The 809-nt window shown below is 37.7% G+C and carries 1 protein-coding gene and 1 pseudogene; both read right to left on the reverse strand.

Annotated elements, in window-relative coordinates; genetic code table 11:
• On the reverse strand, positions 1-553 hold a 553-nt coding region (locus INF86_RS22225; protein WP_193543945.1), incomplete at its 3' end, for a DUF262 domain-containing protein.
• Between the two features lie 5 nt (positions 554-558).
• Positions 559-809 (reverse strand): annotated as a pseudogene (locus tag INF86_RS22560) (hypothetical protein); the annotation flags it as partial.

Below are 809 nucleotides of genomic sequence, written 5' to 3' on the forward strand. Positions count from 1 at the left end.
GAACATTTTTGAATATATAATCAGCAAATTCACTTGCTTGAAGTTTTAATGCATCGACTTTTTTTATAAGAACAGATAATGCTGCATCTAAATGAGTTAGATAGGGATCGTTCTTTATATCGTTAGCTGAAGGGAGTTGATACTGTTCTAAACCAGCAAGTCCCCCTAAAAGGTTCTGAACCTGGTATCGGATAGTAAACTGCAGGCGTGGTTGTTTGCCGAGTACGGCTATATTGCTTAACGGAGTTTTGATACCAACCTTACGAAATGCCAAAGCAATTAGTACCAGTGTGGTGGTTCTTTGCTGCCCATCAATTAACTCAAGGATTCGGGTGTTTTCTGTGGGGTTTTGCTCGGCGGTCAATATAGTGCCAATAAAGTATAACCGCTCCTTTGCTTGCCAGGCTTTCTCAATATCCTCAAATAGTTTGAGTACATCGCTGTCTGGCCAGACATACGGTCGTTGATAGCTAGGGATAACAAACTGATAATTCTTGTCTGCTATATTTTGTAATGTCATCAATTCAGAGTTAACTTTTTGTAGATTTGTCATTTTTCTCAATCCTGATGTGACAAGTTTATTATTTTATTTTGCAGAGTGTATTGATATTCATTAGCCAATGATTGTGCGGGGGTGTCATGACTTACTTTAATATCAAAGTAACGCAACACTTGGTAAATAAATCGTTTTTTGACACTATTATCATCAGGTCCTATATTCTTAATGTCAATGTCGAAAGTATAGTTATTCAACCATTGAAAACACATTTCAGGGGTATAGCTAGTAGCAATCCAGTCCAGTACAGGGG

The organism is Enterobacter cloacae complex sp. I1M, assembly GCF_014982425.1.
Lineage (GTDB): Bacteria > Pseudomonadota > Gammaproteobacteria > Enterobacterales > Enterobacteriaceae > Enterobacter > Enterobacter intestinihominis.